Genomic DNA, 22,515 nt, shown 5'->3' with positions numbered 1-22,515 from the left:
TCAGCAAAAGGTGCTAAACATAACGTTCCTGACCAACCATAACCGTTATAGCGACGTAATTCTTCTTGGATAATCCACTTGTACCAGCCATAGTACAGCATTCCAGTCACTACAGATAAAAGAATCACTTGCCATAGCGGACGGGGTTTACCCAAAGATTTATCGTTCATATTTATCCCTGAGATGCCAAAGAAATTTTATTTACATTTCTTAATTTATTGCATCTCAGGCATAATTACTTAAGCTTGTTGCTGAGGAATATGTGTCATTTCCGCTAGTTGCTTCTCTTTATCAAGTCTGCGCTTTCTAGCATAAAGCTGAATAGTCAGCGCCATCAGCACAACCAAGCCAAAAATAACCCAAGCAGTCAAATCTGTAGGCAAACTATTCTTAAAGACAACCAACATCACAATCACCACTAGCAAGACAGTTGGTGCTTCATTCATCGCACGCATCTGTTTGCTTGTCCATTTGCATCTATTTTCTGCCAACTGTTTCATCAAACGAGCGCAGTAATGATGATAAACAAGTAAAAGTGCTACAAATCCGAGTTTATAGTGTAACCAAGTTTGTTTTAAAAACTCTGGTTGCGTTACCAGTAACCCAATTGCACACGCCACAGTCACCAGCATTCCCGGAGTAGTGATGATGTTGTAGAGGCGCTTTTCCATAATTTGATACTGATTTTTTAGTATCGTCTTTGCTGGTTCTGGTTCTTGTTCAGCTTCTATGTGATAGATAAAAAGACGCACTAAATAAAATAACCCAGCAAACCAAACGACAACGCCGATAATATGAAATGCTTTAAACCAGGAATAAGCCATGAATTTTAACCTGTGTTTCTACTCTCAAATATCCAGGTTACGGCAAAATCCTGTATGGCAGTTGCTGGAAATAGGGTTGAGTGATAAAGAAGTGTAAAGTTTTTCAAGTCAATCACAGGAAAACCCCACGAACCTTGCGATGAAAATTTGACTCCTCCTACACCCCTACACCCAAACCACCCCCACACCCATTTTCAAGTAAGATTATCTTTATTTCTAAACTGCTCAGCGTATTGCTGCAATCTTTGAAAATAGTCGAGATTCACAATCTCAGCAATATCACTTTCTTTTTTCGCTTGATCTATTTGAATTTTTAACTCTAACACTTCTTGTTTGAGCTTTTGTTCTCGTTTGTAAAACTCGCGAGACATGTGAATTGCTGCTGCGGCTTGGTTAGCTAAAGCACTCAAAAACTCTAAATCTTCGTCGGTATAGCTAACAGCAGGAGATAAATTATCGACGTATAACACTCCAATAACTTGCGTATAGGTTTTGAGAGGTACGCACATGCAATTCTGAATTGCTTCTCGGACAACCGAGAAAGAATCATTAAATCGCTGATCACGCCTAGCATCCTGAGTGATAATTGCATCCCCGCTTTCATAAGCGAGATTGACGATTTTGCGACTGTAAAGCTGTTGATAACCAGCCAGATCCTCTCGTAACTTGCTGGCTTTTGGTTCGAGTTGTTGAGACTTTTCATCGACCAAAAGAATCACTGCGTGATCGATGCTCATAATTTGAAACAGTAAATTGAGGATCTTGTGCAGAAGTTGTTCGGGTTCTTCAGGTGAACAAAGTTGTTTGCTGACTTCTAAGAGAATTTTGAGTTTGTTGACTGTTTGTTGCTGACTATTGTGAGACTTCAACTTAATAATTGAGTCATCGCTAGGCTTCTGCGCCACCAAATTCTGAAGTTGAGCATCATTTTGGGGCAGAGGAATTTGTTTTAAATGATCGCTTAATAATTCTTTATTATCTCCGACAGGCTTCGACTGAGATTTCTTCAGAGAATGAACAAACTTTAACTGGAGTTGACCACAAGCGATCGCATCGCCGTCACGGAGTTGAGAGACAGTAACTTTAACTTGATTGACAAAAGTATGATTGCGACTGCCACAATCTTTGATCATTACTCCATTGGGGCTGACGTGAATCTGTGCGTGGTAACGAGATACAGTTTCTTCCAGCAAGACAATGGTATTATCAATTTTACGACCAAGGGTGTTAAATCCTTGCTTTAACTCATAAACTCTCTCATTTGGTGTGTCAGGAGCGTAGATTAAGTACGGCACTTTTACTGCTCAGATGTTCTGTAGCTGATTACTTTAAATAGTAACTATCTTTTTAAAGAGTCGCACAGACCTACTTTTCTAGATAACATGATTGGCGGTGATTTTTGTCTGCAAAGCTTTATAGGCGTGATCGCTACAAATAATTCATCTGCTGTGTGGTTTGAGGATTGTTACAGTTCACAGTTTGCCCTATCTGTTGAGAAGTGTCTCGAGCTAAGCTAGGCAATACATTCATAGCCAACAGTGTAGGGGCAACAACTGCCAGTAACTTGAAATTCATCATTCACTCCTAACCACATTCACCATAATCTTCCCATCAGAATTCCTTGCCTACACGTTAAGCTTGATTAAGGTAGCAATTTATTGCGCTTTTTATACTAACTTCCTCTGTTCCTGGTAACTTTTAACAGTTATCAGTTATCAGTGAGTAGTTATCAATTTTATTTGTGGGGTTATGGTTTCTTCGTTAATTTAGACTGAATGCTTTAATTGTGTTTCTTTATCTCCTACCATATGCCTGATAACTGTTTACTGTTCACTGTTCACTGGTTAAATTTTCACTGCTTGAGAAACTCGGAATGCTAGACAAAATTTTTGACTACCTTAACTTTCATCTCAGCATTGAAGCGGCTATAGTCTTGCTGATCCTGATGTTTTTAGAGGCGGTGCTATCTGCTGACAACGCCATTGCCCTAGCTGCGATCGCTCAAGGACTGGGAGACAAAAAGCTTGAAACCCAAGCACTCAATATAGGTCTAGTTGTTGCCTATGTCCTACGAATTACCTTACTACTCACCGCTACTTGGGTGCAACAGTTTTGGCAATTTGAGTTACTAGGTGCAGCTTACCTTCTGTGGCTAGTATTCCAGCACTTTACGTCTGAAGAAGACGAAGAACATCACCATCACGGCCCCCGTTTTCATTCGTTGTGGCAAGTCATCCCCGTAATTGCTTTAACAGATTTGGCTTTTTCTTTGGATAGTGTCACCACTGCGATCGCTGTTTCTCAAGAAACTTGGCTAGTGCTAACTGGGACAACTATTGGTGTAATTACCCTGCGCTTTATGGCAGGTTTATTTATCCGGTGGTTAGACGAATTTAAGAACCTAGAGGATGCAGGTTATATCACCGTTGCACTGGTAGGGTTACGCCTGTTGATCCGGGTGGTAAATGAAGATTTAGTTCCACCACAATGGTTGATGATTACTGCGATCGGCCTAATTTTAACCTGGGGATTTTCCCAACGCACCCAGCCTGCATCAGTATCAACGGAAACGGAGAAGACAGAAGTTAGTACAGAAGTTAATACAGAAGTTAATGTAGAGGGACTAGGGAGTAGGGACTAGGAGGAAAAACAATTTTAGATTTTAGATTTTGGATTTTAGATTGAAATCGTAAATCCAAAATCCGAAATTCTTTCCGCTCCCCGCTCCCTAAATTACTCGTGCAACCAAGGCATTGAGTGCGGTTGCCAATTTACTAATTCTTCATCCTTAAACCACAAGGCAATTTCGCGCTGTGCGGTTTCAATAGCATCGGAACCATGAATGATATTGCGGCCAATATTGACGCCAAAGTCACCCCGGATTGTCCCGGGTTCTGCTGTTAAGGGATTAGTCGCACCAATCATTTTTCTGGCAGCAGCAACGACGCCTTCTCCTTCCCAAACCATTGCGACTACAGGGCCGGAAGTAATAAACTCAACTAACCCTGCAAAAAATGGTCTTTCCTTGTGAACGTCATAATGAGCTTCAGCTAATTCTCGGCTTACATGCAAAAATTTTAAGCCAACTAAGGTAAAGCCTTTAGTTTCAAAGCGGCGGATAATTTCACCAGCTAGTTTACGCTGTACACCGTCAGGCTTAATGGCAATAAATGTGCGTTCCAAAGCTATCTCCTCAAACTGAATTAATTTGTCCTTTGTCATTTGTTCTTTGTCAATTGACCAATGACCAATGACCAATGACCAATCAAACAATATCTCACAAATCAACTTCTGGTGTATATGCGTTGAACCATCAATACGTTAAATTTTGACACTCCCACCACTAAAAGCGGATGGGATTCTTGGTTCACCGAGCCGACTTATCTGAACCTGTTGCCAGATTCTTTCCAGAGGTCGTTCTCTCCCCAAGCGCTGATTCCGACGTGCCCCGCCGTACTGAGTCCCTTGGTTAAAATATTCAACGCTGCATTTTCATCCCGATCTAGTACTATTCCACAATGAGGGCATTGATGAGTTCTAGTGGATAAAGTTTTTGTTACTATCTCCCCACACTTAGAACAGTTTTGACTTGTCCACTGGGGAGGTACAGCAATAGTTATCTTGGCGTACACTCTACCAAAATACTCTAACCAACACTGGAACAAATACCAGGAAGCATCGCTAATGCTCTTAGCTAGTTTGTGGTTTTTCACCATGTTTCGTACTTGCAAGTTTTCATAGGCGACCACGTCGTTAGACTGGATTACGCATTTTGCTAATTTCACAGCAAAATCTTTACGCTGCCTACTTACTTTCAAGTGCTTTCTTGCCAGTTTATTCCTGGATTTTTTATAGTTATTGGATTGGGTCGTACGAGTGCGGAATTTCCTGGAAACTCGTCTTTGCAAGCGTTTTAATGCTTTCTGGGACTTTCTCAAAAATCTAGGATTTTCTACCTTGTTTCCATCAGAATCAGTGTAGAAATGATTTAACCCCACGTCCAATCCAATTACTCTTTTGGTTGGCTCTACCTTGATTTCACGGTCTACGGCGATACAGAATTGAGCATAATAACCATCTGCACGTTTTACCAAGCGGACACGTTTAATGTCTTTGATTTGATAAAAATGCAAATCGTAGGTTCCAACTAATTTTAGTCTCCCAATATCAAAGCCATCTGTCAGAGTCAAGTACTTTCTATCCTCTGACAATTTCCATCCTGTGGTTTTATATTCCACGGAATGGACACGCTTTTTGAATTTTGGAAAACCTTTCTTACCCGGAATCTTTTTCTTGCAGTTACTATAGAACCGAGAAATTGCAGCCCATGCTCTATCTGCCGATGCTTGCCTTGCCATTGAGTTGAGTTTTTCTGCCCACTCAAAATTAGCGGCTAGCACCTTGCAGTAAGCACTTAGGTTATTTATCAACTTTTGAATTATCTAGCCAGTAACGAAGACAAGAGTTGCGGATAAACAAAGCAGTTCTGATTGCTTCATCAATCAGATTAAACTGCTGCTGTTTGCCCTTTAATTTGAATTCGTAGACCAGCAATGAACAAGACGTTACGCTACAATATCAGCGTAACATAGTTCCGATGATTTTGATTGACACTAAGCGGTACTGCGGCTAAAGCCCGCACTCTTTGCATCCCACCCCTGAAGGACGCAATACCCTGAAATATTTTCTGGGGTTTCAGGCTATTGTTAGTGTGCTTTCTGCTCTAATAGTTGTAAATTCGTGGGTGAAGATAAAGGTCAGGAAAATGCGTCTTGATTCTACTGCTGCATCTGATGAGGTGGTGAAGCCGCCGTCCCATAATGGTAAAAAATCTGAATTGAAAAATCACAAGCACAAAAAACTGCTGCCACCTGCCAGCATACAGGAAGGAACACGCGTTTGGAAAATAGAAGATAGCGAAGCGCTGTACCGCATTGAAGGTTGGGGGCATCCTTATTTTTCCATTAACGCAGCAGGTCATATTACTGTTTCCCCAAAAGGCGATCGCGGCGGTTCTTTGGATTTATATGAGTTGGTTAATGCTCTCAAGCAGCGTAATCTAGGACTGCCGATGTTGATTCGGTTTTCTGATATTTTAGAAGACCGGATTGAGCGGTTAAACGCTTGTTTTGCCAAAGCGATCGCTCGCTACAACTATCCTGGTGTTTATCGTGGCGTATTTCCGGTCAAATGTAATCAGCAGCGGCATTTGGTTGCTGATTTGGTACGCTTTGGCAAACCCCATCAATTTGGCTTAGAAGCAGGTTCTAAACCAGAATTAATGATCGCCCTGGCAATGCTAGATACACCAGGAGCATTGTTAATTTGCAACGGTTACAAAGACCAAGAATACATTGAAACGGCGATGCTAGCCCAAAGATTAGGGCAGACACCAATCATCGTCTTAGAACAAATTGAAGAAGTAGATGTGGTGATTGAAGCCAGCCGCCAGTTAGGCATTCAGCCAATAGTGGGGGTGAGAGCAAAACTCAGTACCCAAGGTATGGGACGCTGGGGAACCTCCAGTGGCGATCGCGCTAAATTTGGTCTCACAATTCCCGAAATTATCCAAGCAGTGGAAAAGTTACGGGCTGCTGATTTGTTAGATTCTTTACAATTGTTGCATTTTCATGTTGGTTCCCAAATTTCTGCCATTAATGTCATCAAAGATGCCATCCAAGAAGCTAGCCGGATCTATGTAGAATTGGCAGCGTTAGGGGCAAACATGAAGTATCTCGATGTTGGTGGTGGCTTGGGTGTAGATTACGACGGTTCCCAAACCAATTTCTACGCTTCCAAAAATTACAACATGCAGAACTACGCCAACGATATTGTGGCAGAGTTAAAAGATACATGCTCCGAGCGGAATATCCCCGTACCAACACTGATTAGCGAAAGTGGTAGGGCGATCGCTTCTCATCAGTCGGTATTAATTTTTGACGTTCTCAGCACCAGCGAAGTTCTCACAGAATTACCGGAACCGCCCAAAGAAGGGGAATCCCATATTATCACTTATCTTTGGGAAACTTACCAATCCATCAACCAAGAAAATTATCAGGAATTTTACCACGACGCCACCCAATTTAAAGAAGAAGCTATTAGCCGCTTCAATCTGGGAATATTAAGTCTGACGGAACGCGCCAAGGCGGAACGTCTATACTGGGCTTGCTGTCAAAAAATACTGAATATCACCAGAAAGGAAGAATACGTACCTGATGAATTGGAAGACTTAGAAAAAATCATGGCTTCCATTTATTACGTAAACCTTTCTGTGTTTCAATCAGCACCTGATTGTTGGGCGATCGACCAGTTATTTCCCATAATGCCGATCCACCGTCTAGATGAAGAACCAACACGACGGGGTATCTTAGCAGACCTCACCTGTGACAGTGACGGTAAAATTGACCGCTTTATCGATCTGCGCGATGTCAAGTCAGTTTTAGAACTGCATCCCTTTAAATCCGGAGAACCCTATTATCTGGGGATGTTCTTGAATGGAGCGTACCAGGAAATTATGGGGAATTTACATAATTTATTTGGTGATACCAACGCCATTCACATCCAATTGACACCCAAAGGCTTCCAAATTCAACACGTAGTCAAGGGTGATACGATGAGCGAGGTAGTGAGTTACGTACAATACGACTCGGAAGACATGGTAGAAAATATCCGCCAGCGTTGCGAATTAGCTTTAGAAGAAAATCGCATTACACTAGCGGAATCACAGCGACTGCTACAAACTTATGAGCAGAGTTTGCGGAGGTATACGTATTTGAGTAGTTAGTGGTTAGTGGTTAGTGGTTGTTTGTTGTTTGTTGTTTGTTGGTTGGTTATTCCAAACAACAATCAACAACCAACAATCAACAATTAGCTAGCATTCGTTCCCAACAATTCTGCGATCGCTTGATGTTCGACAGGAGTGTGAGACGGTGGTATCTGACGGGCGTCGGTAATCAGCCAATCTAAAGCAGCTGCTTGCACATCGATTGTTGCCCCAGTTTTATCTACACAATAGCGCCCAAATACTAGCTTATCGACTAGTCGCACTCCTGGGCCGAGACGCGACCATTCAAAGATGACGCTGTTTTCCACCGTTGCACCATTGCATATCCAGCAATTGGGGCCAATCATTGTTGGGCCGACAATTTTTGCCCCGTCTTCGATCTTGGTCATGCCACCGATGTACACTGGGCCTGTAATGTCAACTTTGTCCCAATTCACGGCTACGTTTAAGCCAGTGTAAATGCCGGGGGCAACTTGTTGACCAGGAATTTGGACGTTTTTAATTTCGCCTAGTAGCACACCGCGAATTGCTCGCCAATAATCTGGGACTTTACCAATATCTACCCATTCAAAATCCATAGGAATGGCGTAAAAAGGCGCACCCATTTCTACTAGTTTGGGAAATAGTTGACTACCAATGTCATACTCTACACCAGAAGGTATGTAATTTAGTACCTCTGGTTCAAAAATATAGATACCTGTATTGATATTGGTGCTGAGGGCTTCTTCTACCTTCGGCTTTTCTTGGAAAGCTTTAACGCGACCATCTTCATCGGTAACAACCACACCGTAACTGGAAACTTCTTCCCGTGGTACGGATTTCATAATAATGGTAGCGATTGATCCTTTGGCTCTGTGCCATTTGACTGCTGCTGTCAAATCGAGGTCTATTAAGGCATCTCCGCACAGGACTACAAAAGTATCATCAAAAAATGGATAAAAATCTTGGATTTTTTTCATGCCGCCAGCAGAGCCAAGGGCCTCACCCACTAGCGTACCTTCAACAATTCGCCCTTCAAAAGAATAAGCAATCTGTACGCCAAAGCGCTGACCATCACGGAAATAACTTTCTATTTCTTCAGCCAAATGGCTCACATTGACCATAATTTGGTCAAATCCATGTTGACGTAACAGTTCTAGTAAAAATTCCATCACTGGCTTTTGCAGGATGGGCATCATCGGTTTGGGCATAGTGTACGTAATCGGACGTACCCGAGTTCCCTTGCCCGCTGCCAGAATCATCGCCTTCATATATACTTATTCCTCAACCACAAGCTAGTTAACTTTCAGTGAGTGATACTTAATCATCGGTTTGTTTTTGCTCCAAGTCATCCTTAAAACCACGGAATACGGGAATTGTCGGACATGGTATAACCATATGCATAGCAAGATGACATGTGTTCGCGTAGTGCGTTCAAACTGCCTGCCCTGTTCTTGTGGAACGGGGCAGGCGTTTCTTGAGTAGAAACCTTTTTCATAAACAACTAGCAATCGCTTATCCTTTCAATTTACCCGGATTTTGGGGTGAGCTGAAGCATTAATTCTAGAAATAATTGATATTTTTAAATCAAATATTGCTTATTTCATTAACTGTTCCAATTGTCTGCTATTGTTTCCTTCGCCTGTAAGCAATCTTATTTTTATGTCTTGGTAAAACTCCTCTTGGAATAACTCCACTTTAGATTGAGCCGAGAGTAATAGTAACGCCCAAAAAACACTAACTTTATGGCCGTTTGGCGAATTGTGACCTGTTTCATGCTGCTGTGATTGTTTGGTTTGTGTCCATAACTCCACTAATTGTTCCAAATTCAACCAATTTTGTTCCAAACAAAGTTCTGTTGACCAACGGTACAAAACCTGCTCTAGTTCCCCAGCCACTTCGGTAAGATTTTCCTGATGAGCCAGTTCTAATGCGGCTCGCATTGTTTGCAGGCTGGGCTGACGCCGAGGACGTGACGGCTTATTGACTTTTTCTACCAGTTTTAATTGCTCTGCCATAACCTGCAATTGCTCTATGAGTTCTTGCAGAGTTACACGACGCTTTGGTGGTGGCATTGCTGCTGGACGACGACGGATATGGCGCTCAAATTGCAGGCGATGAGCTTGGTAAAGTCCCCCTTCTTCTATCTCCTCCAAGAGGTTATCATCTGCTAAAGCTGCCTGTTCATCAGCAGCTGATTGCAATTGCATCAAGGTATTTGCTTTGAATAATACCAGCATTGATGCAGATAAAAAAGCTTGTCCAGATTGAGATAAGTCGGCTTCATAGCCTTTTTGTGTTGTCTGTGATCCCATTAATTCTATATAGCGGTCTATCACCTCAATTACCTGCACATCCCAAGGGTCTATTTCTCCTTTTTCAGCCTGATGTATGAGATTTTCAATTGTTGCCAGTAACTCAGAAGCATTCATTAACTTTAGTTATTGGTTGTTAGTTGTTGGTTGTTGGTGAGTACCTTAGCACAGCAGTACCAAGGTATAGTTATTCCAACCAACAAACAAGCATCAACAAAGAACAAAAAATATAAGAATCATCATTTAATCATTTTTTCTAATTTTAGTGCTATTCATCGCATCCAAAGTACCTTTAATTGTCCCAGCAATAGGTACTGCCAAGAGTGATCCTAAAAACCCAGCAATCTCAAATCCCATTAAAATTGACACAAAAATCCAGATGGGATTGATCCCAATAAAATCTCCAAGTAATTTTGGCCCTAACAAATTGTCTTTCACTTGCTGCATGACGATCGCTGCGATCGCCACTTGAATTGCCAACCACCAATTTTGTAGTAGTAGTAAAATTGTGACAGTACCAATACCGAGAGTTGCTCCCACAAAGGGAATAAGTTCGGATAAACCGATGAAAATGGCAAATACAAGCGCAAAAGGGACTTTCAGAATCAAAAAAATGGGAGTAAGACTCACCACCATGAACAAGCCTAACAATAGTTGAATCAGAAAAAAGTTTTGAAAATTTAGCCTTAAAGATGTAGTGAAAGGCACACGGATATGAAATGGTAAAAGGTTGACTAAAGCATACCAAACGCGATCGCCATACAAAAGCATGTAAAATGCCAATACAACTACCAACACCACATTCAGTACTCCTGACAATAGTGTTCCCGCAAATCCTACAGCCCCAGAAGGTATTTGCTGTACCAGAATTTGGATATTGGCGTTGATTTGTTGATTGATCACGCTGAAATTTAAAGGCAAACGCCGCTTCTTTGCCCAAATTTGCAATTGCTCTAAATTATCTTGACTACTAATTAACCAATCGGGAATCTTATCTAACAATTGGTTGGTTTGTTCAATGACCATCGGTACAAGCGTTACACCCAAGATTACCAACAAAGTTAAAGTCAAAAGCAATACAATGATTACTGCTTGGGCGCGAGAAATACGGGCGCGCTCAAAAAACTTCACTGGATAATTCAGCAAAAAAGCAAGGATTGTGGCAATACTAAAAATTGTAATAGGATGCTGGAAATAGCTAAACAGTAAAGACAGCAGCCAAACATTCAGCGCGATGATTGGGCCGCCTAGACCATAGATTAATAGATTTTGAACAGAGGCCCAACGTCGCATTTGATGCAATGTTATTTACAAAACTCCTTGGCTGGATTGGTAAAAGTTACTTAGCGCTGATTATCATCATAATTATTTTTGACAAAACTACCAGGATAAAAACCCTATGGACAAAACTGTAGCCGATCTACGCAAAGACTACACCTTACAGGGGTTAAATGAAACCGATGTTGCTCCAAATCCTTTTATACAATTTCAAAAATGGTTCGACGAGGCACTGACAGCACAGTTGCTAGAACCAAACGCCATGACTGTTGCTACTGCGACGACCGATGGTAAACCGTCAGCAAGAATGGTGTTGCTGAAAGATTTTGACGAAAGGGGTTTCGTTTTCTTCACCAACTACAACAGCCATAAAGGACAAGAATTAGCCGAAAATCCCCAAGCAGCCCTTGTTTTTTGGTGGGCAGAACTAGAAAGACAAGTCCGTATTTGTGGGCATGTAGAAAAAGTATCTGAAAACGATTCAGATAGGTACTTTCAAAGCCGACCTTTCAACAGTCGCCTGGGTGCGTGGGCATCCAATCAAAGCGAAGTCATCGAAAGTCGAATAATTCTAGAACAACGTCTGCAAGAATTAAAAGCTAAGTATGAAAACCAGGATGTACCCCGACCACCTCACTGGGGAGGCTTACGGGTAATCCCTACAGAAATAGAGTTTTGGCAAGGACGTTCTAGCCGCCTGCACGATCGCATACTATATTCTCGTTTAGATGATGGTGATTGGAAAATACAGCGTCTATCACCCTAGAGTTCTAATATATAGAACGACTGGCACCCATATCACTATCTTCATCAGGGTCATCAAAGGGGGGTATTTCCCCTGTGATTCTTGAATTTATTTCCCGAGATGCGCCAATATTTGGAGGGGGTAAAGGAGATTTAGAAGTTAATGAGTCTAAATCTGTTGTTAGGTGGCGTCTTTGCTCAATTCTTCTGCGAATCTCCTCTAATTCTCGCTGAAATTGATAGCCTAGTTGAACTACCTCTTCAGGAGTGAGCTTATACTCGCTCAGATTCTTAGCAGCATCGTCTAAAACATTGATCGCCCAGATAATATCTTGTTTTGCTTGTGCTAAACGTTGCTTGGCTTTTTCAAAATCGGTTTGGCTCATTTTAAATTTGTTGATTGTTGGTTGTTGGTTGTTGGTTGTTGATTGTTGGTTGTTAGTTGTTAGTTGTTAGTTGTTAGTTGGTGGTTCGTGTTTAGTGTTTAGTGTTTAGTTGTTATTCACTCCTCACACTCCCCCATCACCCCATCTCCCCATCTCCCCATCACCCCATCACCCCATCACCCCATCTCCCCACCACCCCATCACCCCATCACCCCATCACCCCATCACCCCACCTCCCTCGATCCCCAATTAACTGTCCCTAGAACTTCTTCTATAGATTCGACAAAGTTTTTGCCAGTTAGCGTTGGCAGTTCCGGTTTTTCATTCAATTTCTTCAAAAGTGCAGATTTGAGTTCCGGAAGACCTACACGGATGCTTTCTAGGTCTGGATCTTTACCCGCCCACTCCCAAGATTCTCTGTTTTTGTCTCTTGCTAGGCTGTAGGTTAAGTAACGATAGGCTTGCTTATGAGTTTCATCCGCGACATCGAAGCGATAAGCCAGTGCATACCAGCAGGCAAGATAATACAGTAAGCGGTAGTTTAATATTGTAGTAGCATCCCAGTTTTTTGCTGTTTCCAGGTTTTGGATTTCCTGTTTTGCTGCCAAGATCAAATCTTCCTTTCCTGTGAGTAGTTGGGTGATTGCTTTGGCAACCTTGATCCTTAACTGCACAGTTGGTTCTGTAACTCGCTTGAATGCTTGATCGTAGTGAGCGATCGCGCTTTGGAGATGACCGATTCTTCTATCACCTTGTGTGCGCCCTAAGAGACTGTAAGTCTCAGCCAAATTATCGTATGGTTGATACCAATCTGGGTAAAATTCTATTGCTTGCTGCAACTCCTCAATTGCTAGCTGGTAAAAGAATTGACCATGAGTTTGAGCGCTAGATTGATTGAGGACACCAAAGAAATTATGAATTTGTCCTAGATAGCGTTCACGCTTCCTACCCAAATAAAATTTAGGTATACCTCTGATCATCTCGCGTTTAGAGAGTTCTAATGCCAGCCAACGACTAGCTGTTCGCAATAACTGTCTAAAACGGTCTTTAAGTACTCTTTTTGACTCTTTTCCTCCTTCAGAGTCAGATACTTCCCAGATAGTGTAAATCTGAGCAGCAATGCGATTATCTATGTCCTGAATTTCAAATGTGATACCAATTCTTTTATGTTCTTCACCCTGGCTTTGTAAAATACCAGTAACTTTAGTGCCATAGGGTGGAAATAATACTGCAAGTAGTTGTACTAATGGATCAATTTGGTCAGGAGTTAATTCTTTGACAGAAGATATAAAATTAGTAAGTTGTTGATTTGCAGTGGCTTGTGGTAAAGGAAATTTATCAGAGGAGAGATGAATTTGTGGTCCCACACTAGTGATATGCTCCTTTGACCTTTGGTAGACGCTTTTCATCTCTCTCGCTAATCTTTCCCGTGCCAATTGTGACAATCCTGATAAAACACCCTCAATTTCATCTGCACCAGTTGCATTACTGAAATTATCAATTATCAATTGGGAAGATCGGTTAGTAATTAGTAAAAAGAATCGCCGAATAACAAATAAACTCAGTAATGCTACTAATGTTTTTACCAATAAAAAGACAAGATTAGTAAATCCTTTATCTACCTCCTCAAGAGCTTTCAACAAATCCTTACGGGAAGCTTTAGTATTATTAGACTGACTCGAAGATTTTGGTGTAAAAGTTGTTGTTGGAGTAACTGTTGGAGTGGCTGGTATCTGTGGATTTGGTACAGTTGTTTGTGAATGCGCCACTCCAGAATTGACAACCAATAAGGTAAAGATTAACAAAAGCTGTGCTTTCACTATTAGTTGTTAGTTGTTAGTTGTTAGTTGTTAGTTGTTAGTTGTTATTCTATACTTCTCACACTCCCCACACTCCCCACACTCCTCACACTCCCCATTGCCCCCCAACCCCACAAAGTGGGGACCCCTTGCTCCCCATCACCCCATCACCCCATCACCCCGCCTCCTGCTACCCTTCACTAACTGCTGTTTTAGCAGCAAACTGAATTTTGGGGTCGGGCATAAATTTATACCGCAGATAATATCCTACACCAACAAATAGCACAATCAATAATGTACCAATACCTAGAGGACTGGGAAGCCAGAAAACTGCTTCTATATGGTTGAGTTCGCCGGGGTTGAGATGCCATACTAGCTGATTGTTATTTTTTTGTGGTAGGGGAGCATTTTCTGTTCTTTGAATAGTTCTTGCTCCCCAAGGAGTCTTCAAGCTAAATTCTAAATCGAGAATGGAACCAGCATTTGCCAAAACATTACCATCGCTGGAAATTAAAGCAAGCGATCGCAAATCCAGATCATAAATCAAGTGATTCCGTACTAATAGCAAAAAATTATTCTGACTTAGAAGTAAATTTGACTCTACTTTTGGCAGTTGTGATTCAGATTCGCTAGTGACAACTTTTTGATTAACAGTCGGGTGAAAAAATTGATTAAATTTTGTTTGCAATTCTTCACCATTAGTGAAAGGAATTGTGACAATCACTTCTTCCTTGGAAGGTCGTCGCACTTTACCTTCTTCTTGGCGGGCGCGACGTTCTATACTATTTAACCATTCATACACAGGTTCACCACTAAAGCTGGTAAGACGTTCTCCCAACTTGATATGCTGCACCAACTCGCCACTATTAGAATTATCAAAACTTACCCCTACGTCATAATCCACGCAACCAGAAAGCAGCAAAGTTGCTATTAGCATCAGGCAAATAAATCTCAGCCACACAAAACTTTTTCTGAAAGTAGACAAATTGATCACTATAAAATCTCCACAAAAGTCAATGGTCATTTGTCAATTGTCATTTGTTATTCACCCCACAGCCCCTAATCCCCAGAGGGGACCCCGAGTTCCCCATCACCCCATCACCCCATCACCCCACAGCCCCTAATCCCCAGAGGGGACCCCGAGTTCCCCATCACCCCATCACCCCATCACCTCATCTCCCCATCTCCCCGATCCCAATCCCTAAACATTCAACCAAATTAAACTCACCAATGTTAAACCAATTGCAATTAAAGCCACCCAGATAAAGCGATTATCTTTAGTATTGACCTGACTGAGGTCAACTAATTCTCGCTCAGGAGGCTTTTTAGAGCCAGAAGATTTATTAGGATTAGCAGAGAAACTTATTTTACTTTCATTATCAGCAAGATTGCTAAAATCAGGGATTTGAGTCATCCATTCTTGGGGACGTTGCAGCCTGGGTGCTTTGAGAATGTATTGCAATCGCCTTGCTTCTTTACTTGTTTCATGGTGGGGATGGCGTTTGAGTTGTTCACATAGGGCGATCGCATCATCTGTACGCCCTGCTGCTTCATAAGCTGTCGCCAACCAAATTTGTACTTCACCACTAAGGCGAGTGTTACGGGTCAACAAGGCGCTTGCTTTTTCTAGTTGTTCAATAGCTTCTCGATATAGCCCACTTTCAAAGGCTACTCTTCCTTGCTGGTAGCGATTTTTGGCAATTTCTATACTCTCTGAACTCACGTTTTACTCACAAATTCAGCACTGCCTTCATTGTGCCAACGGTAGCAGCATTTGTGAAATCCTTTGGGCTAGCAACAAGTCAAAAAAAGGGGTGTAGGGCAACGAAAGCAGTTAGGTTAGGGGTTGATACTCTACGGTCTTGAATCAGTTAATCCGGTGTTAGTGAATCCTAAAATAAGAAACTCAACTTTGATTAATCCTGTGATTGTTAAAGATTCTTGGTATCACGACAAACTTATTCAGCAGCCGATTATTATTCAGCATCGCTGAAGAGATGGGTAAAGGTGAAAGGGGAACTCGCGGATCCCACAACCGCCAGGGAGTGGGGATTAGGGGCAACGGGGAAAGGTTTAATTTATTCATTTTCTTTTCAGGAGAAGGGATTTATCCCTTCTGCCCTCTGCGGGGCCCCCACAAATTCGCGATTAGGAGAGCGAATTTGTGGGGAACCCCTTCTGCCCTCTGCCTTTCTTCGATAAAATTCAAGAGATAAACTGAGAACCAAAAATCATCGTGCCAATACCGCCGTCAGTGAAAATTTCTAGTAGCAGGGCGTGGGGGATGCGACCATCAATAATGTGTGCGGCGCGGACTCCTTGGGCAAGCGATCGCACACAACAATTAACTTTAGGAATCATGCCACCACTAACTACACCACTAGCAATTAAATCACGGGCTTCTTTAATATCTACTTTGGGAATCAAACTAGTCGGTTCTTTGTAATCTTTTAAAATTCCGCGTGTATCGGTTAGCAAAATCAACTTTTCTGCCCCTAGCGCTGCTGCTATTTCTCCGGCTACAGTGTCAGCGTTGATATTATAAGCTTGTCCGTTATCATCAGCGGCAACACTGGAGACTACGGGAATATACCCACTATTTACCAGTGTTTCTAAAACCCGAATATTGACATTACTTACTTCCCCAACAAAACCGATGCCTTCATCTCCTTGGGGACGGGCTTTAATCAGGTTGCCATCTTTACCACATAGCCCCACAGCAGAACCACCAGCTTGGTTAATCAAAGAGACAATTTCTTTGTTAACACGACCGACTAGCACCATTTCTACCACATCCATTGTGGGGGCATCTGTGACACGCAGACCATTCTTAAATTGCGGTTCGATGCCTAGTTTATCTAGCCAACTGTTAATTTCTGGCCCACCACCATGTACCACAATTGGTCGTAAGCCAACGCAGGATAAAAATACAATATCGCGGATGACTTTATCTTTGAGGTTGCTATCTTTCATGGCAGCACCACCATATTTGACAACTACAGTTCGACCTGTAAATTGTTGGATGTAGGGCAGTGCCTCACTCAGAACATGTACGCGAGTGGCTGCATCTTGTCGAATGTACTCAGAATCGTTGATCATAATTAAGTTTATGAGGAGCTTTTGTTAGTGAAATTGGTACTCCCAACAATTTCTCACAGAAAAGAATATTTGTTGCTAGGATGTTCGTGCTGATTTAGTAAGGGTGTAAAGGTATAAGGGTATAAGGGTGTAAGAGGAAATAAGAGTTTTTTGAAACGTATATTTTCTAGGACAATGTTGCAAATCCAACAGGTATTACGCGATCGCTATCAGCTTATAGAAAAACTTGGTGAAAATGCTGGTCGTCAAACCTGGTTAGCATGGGATTTGTCCACTCAAGAGCAAGTCATCGTTAAACTGCTCACTTTCAGCGACCAAGCACAGTGGGAAGATATTAAACTTTTTGAGCGAGAAGCCCAGATACTCAAACAACTAAATCATCCACGTATCCCAAAGTATCGTCATTATTTTGCCTTTGAAGACCAAGCACTTCACTTTGCCCTAGTGCAAGAATACATTCCTGGTTCATCATTTAAGGAATTACTTGCAAAGGGCAGAGTGTTCAGCGAAGCAGAAGTACGGAAAATAGCTGCTGAAATTTTAAAAATTTTGATTTATCTGCACAGTTTGAATCCGCCGGTCTTGCATCGCGATATCAAGCCTAGTAATTTGCTATTAGGAAAAAATTCCCAGATTTATTTGGTAGATTTTGGCGCAGTGCAAGACCGCGCCGCTAAAGAAGGGGCAACTTTTACGATAGTGGGAACCTATGGTTATGCGCCACTAGAACAGTTTGGTGGTAGGGCCACTCCAGCGTCTGACCTTTATGCTTTGGGTGCAACCTTAATTCATTTGCTAACCCGTATTCCACCAGCAGATTTGCCACAGCGAGATTCTCGCTTGCAATTTGCCCACTTACTAAAAGTTAATCCTGGGTTTGTTCGCTGGTTAGAACAGTTGACACAACCAAATTTAGACAGACGCTTCACAAGTGCCAAAGAAGCGTTGAAACTTCTTAAAGCAAATCAAATTGCTATCTCTGGATTAGTTCGTGCTAAACCTGCTGATAGTCAAATTCAACTGCAAAAATCTCCTGAACACTTACAAATTAAGATTCCTGTGCTGTGGAAAAAAATATTAATTGATCCGAAGAACTGTGCTGCAACAGTAGTACTAACAATTTGGTTGTGCTTTTTCAGTGGCGGTTTTGGGTTGGGTAGCATGGAAGGATGGATATGGCTAATAGCTAGTCTTCTGTTGGCAGGTTGGTTTCTACTGCCTAATTTCGTGGAAACAAATATTTACTTTGATCATTACCAGTTTGAAATTGAATTGAAATTACTAGGTCTTTGCTTACGTAGACAAAAAGGAAAAGTTTCAGAAATTGACAAAGTATTTAGCGGTGAGACTGGTGGTTATGGTAGTCACAAAGTCCCAGAAGTAATCTTGGCTGTAGGTGTATCCGAGTATTCCTTTGGGAAATTGAAGCCACCTTTAAGTAAAGACGAGTGTCGCTGGATGGCAGCAGAAATCAGGCATTGGTTAGGGATTGGGTAATAGGGGTTGTTAGTTGTTTGTTGTTTGTTGGTTGTTCCAAACAACAAACAACAATCAACAATCAACAATTTTTTATGGGGAATTTGGGGATGTTAGAAGCAGGAGAAATACTTTGTAATCGTTATCAACTCCAGGAAAAATTAGGTCAAGATGCTAGCCGTCAAACTTGGTTAGCCCAAGATTTGGCTAAACAGCCTCAAGAACGAGTCGTCGTCAAGTTGCTAATTCTCAGCCCACAAATGCAGTGGGATGAACACAAACTGTTTGAACGCGAGGCTCAAGTTTTAAAAAATCTCAATCATCCTCGTATCCCCAAGTACCGAGATTACTTTGTTTTGGAACATCAATCTGGCTCTAAATTTCCCTGGTTTGGGCTAGTGCAGAGTTATATTCCTGGAACATCCCTACAGAAATTAATAGACAAAGGTCAACGCTTTTCGGAATCACAGGTAGAAAAAATTGCTGTTGAAGTTCTTAGTATTCTGGTTTATCTACACGAACTCAATCCACCTGTGCTACATCGCGATATCAAACCTAGTAATTTGATTTGGGGTGAAGACAAGCGGGTTTATTTGGTTGACTTTGGCGCGGTGCAGGATCAAGCGGTGTTGGAAGGTGCTACTTTTACTGTTGTGGGAACCTATGGCTACGTCCCAATTGAACAGTTTGCCGGTAGGGCTGTTCCTGCTTCGGATTTGTATGCTTTGGGTGCAACTTTAATACATTTACTGACAGGGATGTCTCCTGCCGATTTACCTCATCGGGATGCACGCATTCAGTTTACTGATAGAGTTAGCGTTGACCTGGGTTTTGTCAATTGGATTGGTAAACTCACAGAACCAAATGTCTTAGAAAGACTCAGTACTGCCCGGGAAGCACTCGCAGCACTCAAGAACAAAAATGCCCTAACCCCACCGATAACTAGCCGCAAGCCCACAGGTAGTCAAATTCAACTCAACAAGTCTGCCAGTGAATTGGAGATTAAAATACCAAGACGCGGCAGTAAAGCTTTTAAGTTATTCTACCTGGTGGGAATCATGATTCCTTTTCTCTGGCAACTGCCACAATTGATTAATTTCTTGACAAGGGGAGGCAGTTCTCAGGCATGGATTTTTTGGCTTTTCTCTGTGGCGATGCTGATTGCGGTGGTGCAAGGAACTCTGTTTCCTACTTTTGGACATACTGATCTTTATTTCGATCGCCAAAATTTTGAAATACGTTGGAAGTTATTTGGTTTTTGCTACAAGCGACAACGGCGCCAGACAGCATTAATTGACAAAATATACCAAGAGCAAGTCAACCAAGGTTCAGCCCCTAGAGGAGTCACCATAGAAGTAGAAGGAGAGAAATTCACTTCCAGTCCTCTGTCAACCATAGAACGTCATTGGCTAATTCAAGAGATCGGGGAATGGTTGGGACTGAATCGGAAATAGGAGTGTGGGGAGTGTGAGGAGTGTGGGGAGGTGGGGAGTATAGAATAACCACTAACCACTAACTATTGACAATTGACAAATGACCAGTGACAAATGACAAATGACCACTAACCACCAACAAACAACTAATGTGGTTGTTTGAGAATGCTAGGAATAGCTTCTATGATTCGTGTGATAGTTTGTTCTGATGTTTCTTCTTGTGTGATGGTAATTCTTAAATCGGCTTGGTTATAAAGTGCTTGTCTTTGTTCTAGGAGCGATCGCAGTTTTCCTTGAGGATCTGTGTCTTGCAGCAATGGTCTTGTGGTATCTTCTGCTAGACGGTTATACAGTATTTCCACTGCTACGTCTAACCAAATAATTATACCGTGATGCAGGTAACTCCAGTTGTCTCGTCGTAGTACTATTCCCCCACCTGTAGCGATGACTAGCTGTTTATGGGCACAAACTTGTGCTAACACCTCACTTTCCAACTGGCGAAATGCTGCTTCTCCTTCTTCAGCAAATAGTTGATTGATGGTTTTTCCTGCTGCTTTTTCCAGCACATTGTCAGTATCTACAAAACCGTATCCTAGTTCACGAGCTAACATTCGCCCTACTGTGCTTTTTCCAGCACCCATCATACCTATCAAGTACAAGTTAATGCTTTGTAATCGGTCATTCAACACTTGCTGCATTCCAGTTAAAAATTATGAATTTTTGACAACTCTCCGCTGTTCTACGGCGGAGATTTTTCCTTCATTCAACATTGCCTCTAAAAGCAGTGCCTTTAGATGGTCTTACACGTTGTCCAGAAGCAGTAGCGAGATGCCCTCCCGCCAAAATTCGTAAACCTTCATCTCTGATATTCGCCGCAGCGTTAATGTCCCGATCATGTATGGTTTTACATTTAGGGCATTGCCAGCTACGAATATCTAAGCTGAGACTATCACTCTTGTGTAAGCAGTTGCTACAAGTTTTTGAACTAGGGAAAAATCTATCTACTTCGATGTAATTCGATGTAAATTTTCCCTTCCCATTCTGCCTTGTATTTCAACATGGTACAGAATTGACCCCAGCCAGCGTCACTAATAGATTTAGCTAGTTTGTGGGTTTTGACCATGTTTTTAACTGCGAGATTTTCTACAACTATGACTTGGTTTTCGTCAACTAATTTACGACTTAGTTTGTGTAGAAAATCTTCCCGACATCTAGTAATTTTGTTGTGAACCTTAGCAACCTTAATTCTTGCTTTATTTCGATTTTTAGAGCCTTTGTGTTTACGACTGTGTGTTTGCTGCTTTTTGGCTAGCTTTACTTCCTGTAACTATGTACCCAACGGTTTGATTGAAACGTAGCATCTCGAGACTGCGATCGCCATAAACGCCTTCTATTTGTTGTTGGCAACACTCAATGGCAAAATCGTTTAAATCTTCTGAGTCGATGCTATACATATCTTTAAATATCTCTGGTTCTACCCGGCAAAAACGCGGGCGATCAGAGTAAATCCGACATTTGCGGCTATCATTGTCATAGTTAATACACCATCCTCCATCACCTACCATACTCAAATAAAGTTCTAGTTCTTCTGGAGTTAAATACTCATGCAAGTCTGGACGGTACTGAGGATCGAGATGACAGCAGGCTCCACATTGCTTTACACATTGCCAAGTTGCCATTTTTTATACCTTTTATAGACGGTTAGTAGATTAGCACAGCTGTGCATCTGTATAGTGGTTTGTAGAAGTGTACAGCTAGCCATACCCCATACAGTGATTGATTCTTTACTACTACTCGACCACATAGGTTTTGACAAGTTGCGAGGGGCCAACCTATCAAAATCAATATGGTGAAGTACCACTGGTTCATCGCATTAATTTTGCTGGGCTACAAGATCCCCGACTTCTTCAAGAAGTCGGGGATATGACCCCTCACAACTTCTCATAACTTTTGCGATAGACCACTACTAACCAACAACTATCAACCACTAACTAGTCTTCATTTTAGTTTTTTATGTGCTTTCTTATAATTTTGTTAAGTAAATTAAATTTAACAGCTGATCCCCGGATATGATTAATTCCGAGTTTAAAAATTTAAAGTAATGCATTCTTTTAGGGTTACTGGGAGGGAATAATGTTTGAGGCTGTAGCCAACATCAATTGGGAAGTAATTTTTCAGCTATTGTTCGTAGCATTGATCATGTTAGCTGGCCCAGCAGTAATTTTTGTACTTGCTTTTCGCGGTGGCGACCTCTAACATAAAATTCAATTAATTCTCCTTTGCTCTAGCCCGCTTAGCGCGGGCTTTGCTTTTTATTTGTTGGTTGTTGGTTGTTGGTTGTTGGTTGTTGGTTGTTGGTTGTTGGTTATTGGTTGTTGGTTGTTGGTTGTTGGTTGTT

At 41.8% G+C, this 22,515-nt stretch carries 21 protein-coding genes and 2 pseudogenes; 7 read left to right on the top strand and 16 right to left on the bottom strand.

What is annotated here, in order from left to right:
• Window positions 1–239: 239 nt before the first annotated feature.
• Both hemJ and UYI_RS0101355 read right to left on the bottom strand, forming a co-directional pair.
• Window positions 240–824: a protoporphyrinogen oxidase HemJ gene (hemJ, locus tag UYI_RS0101360; RefSeq protein WP_016864900.1), complete on the bottom strand. Its 585-nt coding sequence runs from the start codon at window positions 822–824 to the stop codon at window positions 240–242.
• A gap of 194 nt (window positions 825–1,018) precedes the next feature.
• A complete protein-coding gene (locus UYI_RS0101355; protein ID WP_016864899.1) occupies window positions 1,019–2,119 on the bottom strand; it encodes a GAF domain-containing protein in 1,101 nt (366 codons plus the stop codon).
• A 578-nt stretch (window positions 2,120–2,697) separates the two neighbouring features.
• Between UYI_RS0101355 and UYI_RS0101345 the strand changes: the two genes are divergently transcribed.
• Window positions 2,698–3,465: a TerC family protein gene (locus UYI_RS0101345; RefSeq protein ID WP_016864897.1), complete on the top strand. Its 768-nt coding sequence runs from the start codon at window positions 2,698–2,700 to the stop codon at window positions 3,463–3,465.
• A 92-nt stretch (window positions 3,466–3,557) separates the two neighbouring features.
• Here the strand turns inward: UYI_RS0101345 and ndk are convergent, their stop codons facing one another.
• Together ndk and UYI_RS31705 are read right to left on the bottom strand one after the other, a co-directional pair.
• Complete coding sequence (ndk, locus tag UYI_RS0101340; RefSeq protein WP_026085683.1) at window positions 3,558–4,007, bottom strand: nucleoside-diphosphate kinase; 450 nt, start codon at window positions 4,005–4,007, stop codon at window positions 3,558–3,560.
• Window positions 4,008–4,204: 197 nt separating this feature from the next.
• Window positions 4,205–5,378, bottom strand: a pseudogene (locus tag UYI_RS31705) (RNA-guided endonuclease InsQ/TnpB family protein).
• A gap of 211 nt (window positions 5,379–5,589) precedes the next feature.
• Between UYI_RS31705 and speA the strand changes: the two are divergent.
• Window positions 5,590–7,608 (top strand): biosynthetic arginine decarboxylase, encoded by a 2,019-nt coding sequence (speA, locus tag UYI_RS0101330; protein ID WP_016864895.1) that lies wholly within the window; start codon window positions 5,590–5,592, stop codon window positions 7,606–7,608.
• A gap of 83 nt (window positions 7,609–7,691) precedes the next feature.
• On the opposite strand, the gene UYI_RS0101325 is transcribed toward speA, so the two are convergent.
• The 3 genes from UYI_RS0101325 to UYI_RS0101315 form a co-directional block, all read right to left on the bottom strand.
• A complete protein-coding gene (locus UYI_RS0101325; RefSeq protein WP_016864894.1) occupies window positions 7,692–8,858 on the bottom strand; it encodes a sugar phosphate nucleotidyltransferase in 1,167 nt (388 codons plus the stop codon).
• Between the two features lie 327 nt (window positions 8,859–9,185).
• The gene (locus UYI_RS0101320; protein ID WP_016864893.1) at window positions 9,186–10,019 is read right to left on the bottom strand and encodes a segregation/condensation protein A; all 834 of its coding nucleotides are present in this window, start codon (window positions 10,017–10,019) and stop codon (window positions 9,186–9,188) included.
• A 126-nt stretch (window positions 10,020–10,145) separates the two neighbouring features.
• Window positions 10,146–11,195, bottom strand: coding sequence for an AI-2E family transporter (locus UYI_RS0101315; RefSeq protein WP_016864892.1), 1,050 nt, complete (start codon window positions 11,193–11,195; stop codon window positions 10,146–10,148).
• A 106-nt stretch (window positions 11,196–11,301) separates the two neighbouring features.
• Here UYI_RS0101315 and pdxH point away from each other — a divergent pair, with 106 nt between their 5' ends.
• The gene (pdxH, locus tag UYI_RS0101310) at window positions 11,302–11,946 is read left to right on the top strand and encodes a pyridoxamine 5'-phosphate oxidase (protein WP_016864891.1); all 645 of its coding nucleotides are present in this window, start codon (window positions 11,302–11,304) and stop codon (window positions 11,944–11,946) included.
• A 4-nt stretch (window positions 11,947–11,950) separates the two neighbouring features.
• Here pdxH and UYI_RS0101305 read toward each other — a convergent pair whose 3' ends face one another.
• Window positions 11,951–12,310 (bottom strand): hypothetical protein, encoded by a 360-nt coding sequence (locus UYI_RS0101305; RefSeq protein WP_016864890.1) that lies wholly within the window; start codon window positions 12,308–12,310, stop codon window positions 11,951–11,953.
• Window positions 12,311–12,419: 109 nt separating this feature from the next.
• Here UYI_RS0101305 and UYI_RS36380 point away from each other — a divergent pair, with 109 nt between their 5' ends.
• Window positions 12,420–12,563 (top strand): hypothetical protein, encoded by a 144-nt coding sequence (locus UYI_RS36380; protein WP_157226280.1) that lies wholly within the window; start codon window positions 12,420–12,422, stop codon window positions 12,561–12,563.
• Here the strand turns inward: UYI_RS36380 and UYI_RS0101300 are convergent.
• The 4 genes from UYI_RS0101300 to argB form a co-directional block, all read right to left on the bottom strand.
• Window positions 12,535–14,130 carry a hypothetical protein gene (locus tag UYI_RS0101300; protein WP_016864889.1) on the bottom strand — a complete coding sequence of 532 codons (1,596 nt, stop codon included), beginning with the start codon at window positions 14,128–14,130 and terminating at the stop codon, window positions 12,535–12,537. The two genes, UYI_RS36380 and UYI_RS0101300, sit on opposite strands and share 29 nt — an antisense overlap.
• A gap of 169 nt (window positions 14,131–14,299) precedes the next feature.
• A complete protein-coding gene (locus UYI_RS0101295; RefSeq protein WP_081589187.1) occupies window positions 14,300–15,046 on the bottom strand; it encodes a DUF3153 domain-containing protein in 747 nt (248 codons plus the stop codon).
• A gap of 264 nt (window positions 15,047–15,310) precedes the next feature.
• Window positions 15,311–15,832: a tetratricopeptide repeat protein gene (locus UYI_RS0101290; RefSeq protein WP_016864887.1), complete on the bottom strand. Its 522-nt coding sequence runs from the start codon at window positions 15,830–15,832 to the stop codon at window positions 15,311–15,313.
• A gap of 482 nt (window positions 15,833–16,314) precedes the next feature.
• Entirely contained in the window at window positions 16,315–17,211 is an 897-nt protein-coding gene (gene argB, locus UYI_RS0101285; protein WP_180977225.1) for an acetylglutamate kinase, read from the bottom strand.
• Between the two features lie 171 nt (window positions 17,212–17,382).
• Here argB and UYI_RS0101280 point away from each other — a divergent pair, with 171 nt between their 5' ends.
• Both UYI_RS0101280 and UYI_RS0101275 read left to right on the top strand, forming a co-directional pair.
• Window positions 17,383–18,705, top strand: coding sequence for a serine/threonine protein kinase (locus UYI_RS0101280; protein WP_016864885.1), 1,323 nt, complete (start codon window positions 17,383–17,385; stop codon window positions 18,703–18,705).
• 89 nt (window positions 18,706–18,794) lie between these two features.
• Window positions 18,795–20,138: a serine/threonine protein kinase gene (locus UYI_RS0101275; protein ID WP_026085681.1), complete on the top strand. Its 1,344-nt coding sequence runs from the start codon at window positions 18,795–18,797 to the stop codon at window positions 20,136–20,138.
• Window positions 20,139–20,263: 125 nt separating this feature from the next.
• On the opposite strand, the gene UYI_RS0101270 is transcribed toward UYI_RS0101275, so the two are convergent.
• The 4 genes and pseudogenes from UYI_RS0101270 to UYI_RS0101265 all read right to left on the bottom strand — a co-directional run bounded on the left by UYI_RS0101270 (window position 20,264) and on the right by UYI_RS0101265 (window position 21,796).
• Complete coding sequence (locus UYI_RS0101270) at window positions 20,264–20,815, bottom strand: shikimate kinase (RefSeq protein ID WP_016864883.1); 552 nt, start codon at window positions 20,813–20,815, stop codon at window positions 20,264–20,266.
• Between the two features lie 61 nt (window positions 20,816–20,876).
• The gene (locus UYI_RS38560; protein WP_235147890.1) at window positions 20,877–21,128 is read right to left on the bottom strand and encodes a zinc ribbon domain-containing protein; all 252 of its coding nucleotides are present in this window, start codon (window positions 21,126–21,128) and stop codon (window positions 20,877–20,879) included.
• Window positions 21,115–21,378, bottom strand: a pseudogene (locus UYI_RS38555) (RNA-guided endonuclease InsQ/TnpB family protein); the annotation flags it as partial. The gene UYI_RS38560 and the pseudogene UYI_RS38555, both read right to left, overlap by 14 nt.
• A 19-nt stretch (window positions 21,379–21,397) precedes the next feature.
• Window positions 21,398–21,796 carry a YkgJ family cysteine cluster protein gene (locus UYI_RS0101265; RefSeq protein ID WP_016864882.1) on the bottom strand — a complete coding sequence of 133 codons (399 nt, stop codon included), beginning with the start codon at window positions 21,794–21,796 and terminating at the stop codon, window positions 21,398–21,400.
• A 454-nt stretch (window positions 21,797–22,250) separates the two neighbouring features.
• On the opposite strand from UYI_RS0101265, the gene psb30 reads away from it, so the two are divergent.
• Window positions 22,251–22,373, top strand: a complete 123-nt coding sequence (psb30, locus tag UYI_RS0101260) for a photosystem II reaction center protein Ycf12/Psb30 (protein WP_009458857.1) — start codon at window positions 22,251–22,253, stop codon at window positions 22,371–22,373.
• The last annotated feature ends 142 nt before the right edge of the window (window positions 22,374–22,515 follow it).

The organism is Fischerella muscicola PCC 7414, from assembly GCF_000317205.1.
Classification (GTDB): Bacteria; Cyanobacteriota; Cyanobacteriia; order Cyanobacteriales; family Nostocaceae; genus Fischerella; species Fischerella muscicola.
The sequence above is the reverse complement of the archived record's forward strand: the minus strand, read 5'-3'. Positions and strand labels throughout refer to the sequence as shown.